The following is a 2432-nucleotide window of genomic DNA, read 5'->3' on the forward strand; positions in this document are numbered from 1 at the left end:
GCTGGCCGGCGCGCGGCAGCTGCAGGTCCGGGTCCATGCCCAGGCCGGCGTCGATCAGGATGGTGCGCTCACCACTGTGCACCACCATCACGTTCAACGCCCAGTCGAACGCATCCTGTGGCAGGTACATCTCGTCGAACCATTCGGCGCGCTCGGACGCCTGCACGTTGTGGCCGAGCATCTGCGTCGGCAGCGGCAGCACGCCGTCGCTGACCACCAGCACATCGATATCACCGACTTTCAGGGCGTAGCGCGAGGGAACAAGCTCGTCGAGCGCGGGCGCGGCAGGGGCAATGGTGTTTTCCAGGCTGAACATGAGGCGATCTCCACGAAGGTTGGCTGGCAGGCAGTGAAGCAGGGCCGGCGGACAGTTCCGGGGTACGCCTTCGCACGGCGCAGGGCATGGCGTTGCCGGGCAGCAATGCCCTGCAGCACAGCGCCGCTGGTTCGATTGAAGACGGGATCCACGAGCTGTCGTGGCCCCGGAGCACGGCAAGGGCCGTGTGGGATCAGCGTAGGCAACGCAGGCGGTGCGCAGTAGACCCGCAGGCGGGCTCGTGGCGTTGCCTTTTGGGAAGCAGTGGGCGACGTGGTTCCCGCCCACCGCCTGCCACCCGGTGGGCTTCGCTCAGCCGCCCTTGCCCATCAGCCAGCGGATGGCCTGTGGGAACGAGGTCTTCCAGTCGTCCGGATAGAAATGGCCACCCTCATGGGTACGCGACCGGAGCTCGTTGCCATCGCTGAAAAGGGCGCGGAAATCCGCGCTCATCTTCTGGTTCGCCGGCCCTTCCTGCTCGCCGTTGATGACGAACACCCGCTTGCCGTGCGCGCTGCTCTGCGTGGGCACCGGCTGGCGCCAGCCACCCGGCGACACCAGCAATGCGCCGGCATAGTCATCCGGATGCTGCGCCAGCAGCGCGCCGGCATGCTGCGAGCCCTGCGAGAAGCCCATCAGGTACACCTGCTTGCGGTCGATGCACTGGCGCGCGGCCAGTTGCTCAAGCCCCGCCTGCACCACCTTGTGCGTGCCCTCATACGGGCCGGTCCAGCTGAAGCTGTCGAACGACTCGCGCATCTCCGTACCGTTGATGCCCAGCAACACCACACCAGCATCGGCCAGCGGCTGCTCGCTGCTGTCCAGGTGGCCGTTGATGCCGTAGCCGTGCAGCCACACCAGCACCGGCGCACAGGCCGGCATCGCAACCCCCTTCGAAGGGGGCAGCACCGAGATGGCGCCCACCTTGCCCACCGATACCTTCGCGTAGCGTGCCTGTGTATTGGCCAGCACCTGCTTGAAGAATGGCGTTCCGCGCAGGTGCTCGAAGTCATCGTTGTCGGCCAGCGCGGGCGCGAACCACATGCCACGCTCATCGGCTTGGCGCAGATAGCGCTCGGCCAGCGCATCGTCACCGCGGCGTGCGAACAATGCCGCTGCGTGGTACGGCGCCTGCGCCAACGTGGGGTCTTCGCGGGTTGCGGCCAGATAGAGCGCCAGCGACTGCAGCAGCGTGGCGTCGTCTTCCTCGGCCCGCTCCATCAGGTCCTGCGCATCGTCGGCATTGATCAGGGCATTCAGCACCGGGCTGATCGACTTGAACGCGATGGTCGAGGCGCTGTCCTGTTCCTCGGCGTGTGCGGTTGGCGCGCAGACAGCGAGCGCCAGGAAAACAGCAAGAGCAGACAGCTTCGGCATGGGGAATCTTCCGTGATTGCGGCAACGCGCGGGGCGCGCAGTCTAGCAACCTCCGGGCCGATCAGATCGCCCTGCGCTCAACCGTAGGCAGGATGGCTGCCGGTAAGCACGCCCATCGAAAACGCGTAGCCCGCTTCTTCCAGCAACAGCCGCATGCGCAGTTCCGCCCGGCGCGGAACGCACAGCCCGCTCGGTGCGTACAGCGCATAGACGAAGCCGGCGCCTTCTACGTGCTCGCGGCGCACCGAACAGTTGTTGGTTTCTGCGGCATCGGACCACACGGCCCGCAGCTTCTCCGGGCCGATGGATTGACCGTTGCGCAGGCGGAACGTCAGCCAGCGCACGCCCAGCGGCGGATGGTAGGTCAGGTTAGCCATTGCGCACCTTCAATACGGCGGCGGAGATGGTTCAGGACGTCCGGTTGCAGATCAGGATGCTCGTTGCGCGCGGACGCCGGCAGATCGATGCGGACAGCGCCGTTGACCAGCGCGGGGGGATCGGTGTGCAGGTCGATCCACCATCCATCGGGAAGGCGAAGCCCGCGTCCGTCCCTGTCATAGAGGTTGATCTGAAAAGACATGACGCTCGCTCCCATTGGAGTTCGAGCATACGCCTGCGCGATGTCACTCCAGACTGCGACCCGCCGACGCGATTTCCTCGACCCGCTTGGCACACACGAAAACGAACGCCTCGTCCTGCTGCACCTTCAGGAACGAATCCAGCCAGCGTGCCGCAGCAC

General features: G+C 66.0%; 3 protein-coding genes and 1 pseudogene. All 4 read right to left on the minus strand.

Annotation, left to right across the window (positions count from 1 at the left end):
* Positions 1-316 (minus strand): annotated as a pseudogene (locus AC1VAN_RS18535) (MBL fold metallo-hydrolase); the annotation flags it as partial.
* 312 nt (positions 317-628) lie between these two features.
* Positions 629-1693 (minus strand): alpha/beta hydrolase, encoded by a 1065-nt coding sequence (locus AC1VAN_RS18540; protein WP_032976692.1) that lies wholly within the window; start codon positions 1691-1693, stop codon positions 629-631.
* A 77-nt stretch (positions 1694-1770) separates the two neighbouring features.
* Positions 1771-2070, minus strand: a complete 300-nt coding sequence (locus AC1VAN_RS18545) for a hypothetical protein (protein WP_025879032.1) — start codon at positions 2068-2070, stop codon at positions 1771-1773.
* Positions 2058-2273 carry a hypothetical protein gene (locus AC1VAN_RS18550; RefSeq protein ID WP_025879033.1) on the minus strand — a complete coding sequence of 72 codons (216 nt, stop codon included), beginning with the start codon at positions 2271-2273 and terminating at the stop codon, positions 2058-2060. Before AC1VAN_RS18550 ends, AC1VAN_RS18545 begins: the two co-directional genes overlap by 13 nt.
* Between the last annotated feature and the right edge of the window lie 159 nt (positions 2274-2432).

The organism is Stenotrophomonas sp. 05L44_2, assembly GCF_056665995.1.

Bases quoted from the DNA above. Each gene is read 5' to 3' on its own strand.
- AC1VAN_RS18540 (WP_032976692.1), bottom strand. From the start codon at position 1,693: ATGCCGAAGCTGTCTGCTCTTGCTGTTTTCCTGGCGCTCGCTGTCTGC.
- AC1VAN_RS18545 (WP_025879032.1), bottom strand. From the start codon at position 2,070: ATGGCTAACCTGACCTACCATCCGCCGCTGGGCGTGCGCTGGCTGACG.
- AC1VAN_RS18550 (WP_025879033.1), bottom strand. From the start codon at position 2,273: ATGTCTTTTCAGATCAACCTCTATGACAGGGACGGACGCGGGCTTCGC.